The organism is Palleronia sediminis (genome assembly GCF_004358695.1).
Taxonomy (GTDB): Bacteria; Pseudomonadota; Alphaproteobacteria; order Rhodobacterales; family Rhodobacteraceae; genus Palleronia; species Palleronia sediminis.
In genome coordinates, this window is record NZ_SNAA01000040.1 from 1 (window position 1) to 2,467 (window position 2,467).

General features: G+C 59.9%; 4 protein-coding genes. 3 read left to right on the forward strand and 1 reads right to left on the reverse strand.

What is annotated here, in order from left to right; translation table 11 throughout:
* Positions 1-379, forward strand: a 379-nt coding sequence (locus tag E2L08_RS16700; RefSeq protein WP_133398214.1) for a DUF4411 family protein, incomplete at its 5' end; no start/stop codon positions are given.
* Between the two features lie 223 nt (positions 380-602).
* Here the strand turns inward: E2L08_RS16700 and E2L08_RS16705 are convergent.
* The gene (locus E2L08_RS16705) at positions 603-1,127 is read right to left on the reverse strand and encodes a P-loop NTPase family protein (RefSeq protein WP_133398215.1); all 525 of its coding nucleotides are present in this window, start codon (positions 1,125-1,127) and stop codon (positions 603-605) included.
* Positions 1,128-1,205: 78 nt separating this feature from the next.
* Here E2L08_RS16705 and E2L08_RS16710 point away from each other — a divergent pair, with 78 nt between their 5' ends.
* Both E2L08_RS16710 and E2L08_RS16715 read left to right on the forward strand, forming a co-directional pair.
* Complete coding sequence (locus tag E2L08_RS16710; protein ID WP_133398216.1) at positions 1,206-1,685, forward strand: GNAT family N-acetyltransferase; 480 nt, start codon at positions 1,206-1,208, stop codon at positions 1,683-1,685.
* Positions 1,686-1,842: 157 nt separating this feature from the next.
* Complete coding sequence (locus E2L08_RS16715) at positions 1,843-2,295, forward strand: hypothetical protein (protein WP_133398217.1); 453 nt, start codon at positions 1,843-1,845, stop codon at positions 2,293-2,295.
* Positions 2,296-2,467: the final 172 nt, after the last annotated feature.

Below are 2,467 nucleotides of genomic sequence, written 5' to 3' on the forward strand. Positions count from 1 at the left end.
AAAGGGGAAAGCTTGGCCATCTGCTCGTCGCTCAGCCAGTAGAGGTCGTCCATGTCACCGCTCCGTTTTTCGGGCCGTGAATCACGCCGAACAGCAACAATCAATGCATCCTGACCCTAGTGCAGCGGAAGCCGCTTTCGTCGTACATATTTTCGCTGTTCCGCATTTTCTCCAGATCATCGAACGCAAAAAGCTCCTGAAGGGCGGTCTCAATGCGGACCCGTTCATCATTGCGCGCGCCCACGCCATCGGTGGCACTGTCGTGACACTTGAAGGTGAGCCTCCCAACGGCGCGAAGATTCCCAATATTTGCCGCCACTTCCGTATCCCGTGCGTGTCGCTGGAAGGTTTCATGGAAGAGGAAGATTGGACCTTCTAGGCTTCGTGGTTCAACCTGCGGCGAATGACCGCTCCGAGCCCACTTTGACGGATGCTGCACGGAGCACGAATGGCGGCTCTGGCGAACTGCTCCGCGGTCGCAGCATGATGTTCATTATGACCCAGACTTGCTGTCAGGGCGTTTCAACAGTCGACAGAGACGCTGTTGCAACGACCAAACCGTTTCGCCTGGCCACCTAAAAAAGGGCGCACCAGAACCGAACCTACACGCCCGACCGGACTTCGTTAACGAACGCATCTTGTTCGCGGAACGAGCGCAGCGTGACGATACGCTTGTCCGCTGCGAACCGTCGCTTCAGGTCGAGCATCTTCTCGCGTGATGAGTGGCGGGTACGCCATATCCAGCGGTAGAACTCGACCTGGTGCCAGCCGAACTGCTCAGGGCATCCCTCCGGCAGGTCACGACGGGATTGGCCCCAATCGCCGATCGAGCGACCGATCACACGCCAAAGGCGGGGCAGGACGGGTGCGTCGAGGTGGACGATCGTGTCCGCTCGTGCCGCCCGCTCGTCGTAGGTGGCCGACAGACCACCTTCTAGTATCCACGCGTCCCTCGCTTCGACCTCGCGCACCATGCGCAGCTTCTCGGCGAGCGGACGCTCGCGCCATCCGCTCATCCAGTGGATGTGATCCATGTGGTGGACCGGCAGCCCCGTCGCAGCACCCAAGCCGCGCGCGAAGGTGCTTTTCCCCGAACCGGGCTGTCCAATGACCATGACGCGCTGCATGGTATGTTCTATCGCTCGGAACTATGCGACCGGCTATAGCCAATCGCTCCGCTGGTTCGGCAAAGGTAGCGAAAGCCCATGTCGATTTACCGTTTTCGTCGGCCAAACATCGAAGACCTCGATCTGCTCAATGGCTGGCTCCAGAAGCCGCACATGTCTGAATGGTGGGATGTCGAAAGCGTCTACACAGCCGACAAGCTGGACCAACCCCACGTTGTCATCCGCGTCGTGGAAGCCCGTGGCTTCCCCTTTGCACTTATGCAGGATTATGACGTCCATGCGCAGGAGGGGCACCACTTCGCTCACCTACCACCTGGCTCACGAGGGCTAGACCAATTCATCGGCGAGCCGGCCATGCTTGGCCTGAGTCACGGTCCGGCCTTCATCGCGCAACGTATGGCAGAGTTATTCGCCGACGGCGCTCCGGTGCTCGCAGTCGATCCACATCCCGATAATACTAGGGCGATCGCGGCTTACCGGAAAGTCGGATTCGGCGTCACCGGCGATCCGCTTATGACCGAATGGGGCATGATCCTCCCTATGGAAGCTGCCCGCTAGCGAATGCTTGAAAAACACGGACCTTCTTGCGTCGCGCAGCGAAAGCACACTTCGTCCGCGCTGCCCCCGCTCGTGAGAGCTGTGGCAAAAGGCGGGAGCGTGAGTAAGACGTTAAAATGCCCTCTCAAGTGAGGTAGTATCCGGCATTCACTTCAAGATGAGCACCAGGTTGAATGTGATCCAAGAGCATTCTCTCCCGCCAGAAACCGAAGACCGATGGCTGGCGATCACGCTGCGCGACCCGGAGCCGTTTTCGGATGCATCGGTCAATTTCCTGATCGCGCATATCCCCGCGCGTGCGTTTGTGGTGGTGGCGACAATCAGATGGACAGGCTCACCTGTGAGCCTCTGCTTCCGCCTGCAGCGGACCGTCACCGCAGCGGGGCTGCGCGTCAAAGAGCGTCTCTCGAGGTTCCCGCGGAGTGAGCACGGCAGGTGGTTCAATCGCCCGATCGACATGCGTCCGTTGGCAGACAGTCCGGTCATAGCGCTACGGGGTGAGCAGACCTGCGATCACGTCGAGGCCCTCAAGCGCGGCGAACATCTTTGGCGATACGCCGAGACGCTGGCCCTGTATCGGATTGATCGGAGCGCGACGGGGACGGCGTAGACGACCGTGTCGGCTCCGTCCCGCTGTGCCGTCGCTCGGGTCACTCGCAGCTTAGGCTCAGGACCCATTGATTTTAGCAGAAGTGCATGATTCACCGCGCGAAAACAGAGCGGTGATATGTCTGATCTCTTCTGGCTGAGCGATGCGCAGATGGCGCGTCTGGAGCCCTACT

Bases quoted from the DNA above. Each gene is read 5' to 3' on its own strand.
- E2L08_RS16710 (WP_133398216.1), top strand. From the start codon at position 1,206: ATGTCGATTTACCGTTTTCGTCGGCCAAACATCGAAGACCTCGATCTG.
- E2L08_RS16715 (WP_133398217.1), top strand. From the start codon at position 1,843: ATGAGCACCAGGTTGAATGTGATCCAAGAGCATTCTCTCCCGCCAGAA.
- E2L08_RS16705 (WP_133398215.1), bottom strand. From the start codon at position 1,127: ATGCAGCGCGTCATGGTCATTGGACAGCCCGGTTCGGGGAAAAGCACC.